This window comes from Pseudoalteromonas sp. SG43-6 (assembly GCF_014164365.1).
Lineage (GTDB): Bacteria > Pseudomonadota > Gammaproteobacteria > Enterobacterales > Alteromonadaceae > Pseudoalteromonas > Pseudoalteromonas rhizosphaerae.
Genome location: NZ_JACJEZ010000173.1, coordinates 1 through 443 on the forward strand (window position 1 = coordinate 1; position 443 = coordinate 443).

General features: G+C 45.4%; 1 protein-coding gene. It reads right to left on the bottom strand.

Translation table 11 applies throughout. The annotated features are described in order from the left end of the window. On the bottom strand, positions 1–443 hold a 443-nt coding region (locus H5201_RS22660; protein ID WP_404936362.1), incomplete at both ends, for a Mu transposase domain-containing protein.

Below are 443 nucleotides of genomic sequence, written 5' to 3' on the forward strand. Positions count from 1 at the left end.
TGTGTGGGTAACGGTTGTTGATCCAACCCTTTCTTCAGCATCTGCTTTATTGATTTAAGTGTGGTCGTATTCATTATGATCGCGCGATAACACGCTTGCTCAAGCCGCTCTTTTGAATAGATTTTAGCTAAACTTAACACCCCTAAACAGGCGCGATAAGCGTGCTCGGGGTGACGCCGTCCACTGAGCTGTAACTCAACAACTTGGTGGGTATACTCTCCAATACTTAATGCCCATGAGCGTAAGTTTATCGGTGACTGCTCATGCTGTTTTTGATGCGCCAGAGGCATATGATGAGGCTGTGTTGTATGCCCACCTAAACGATGTGAGCGCGGATGCTGTGCGATTAAGGTATCGTCATGATAAAGCTGTACTAGCTGATTGGTTATGTGTGCGCGTAATTGTTTCTTAACCCACTGATACGGCACACTGTAATAATGTTT